Below are 250 nucleotides of genomic sequence, written 5' to 3'. Positions count from 1 at the left end.
TGAAATGGCCCAAATCAATGATCAGTATAGTTATTTAATTGATGATCGTGTCTATAAAGTTGTGGAATCATCAAAAATTCAAAACGCTACCTCATTACAAGGATTATATCTTCGTTCTTATGTCCTTCGTAAAGATTCTACTGATCTAGAAAGTCTCTATGCTCAGAGAGAAATTATTTCGGAAGCAATCGATTTAATTGATGATCTATTTGTTGATGATGAAATGATAAAAGAGATTGAACATATCAAA

Annotated in this window: 1 protein-coding gene; it reads left to right on the top strand. The window is 30.8% G+C overall.

The features are described 5' to 3' along the window. On the top strand, positions 1 to 250 hold a 250-nt coding region (locus R2R70_RS22035), incomplete at both ends, for a hypothetical protein (protein WP_410979202.1).

Source organism: Cobetia sp. SIMBA_158 (assembly GCF_046566945.1).
GTDB lineage: Bacteria > Pseudomonadota > Gammaproteobacteria > Pseudomonadales > Halomonadaceae > Cobetia > Cobetia amphilecti.
This window is presented reverse-complemented; position numbering and strand designations above follow the sequence as displayed.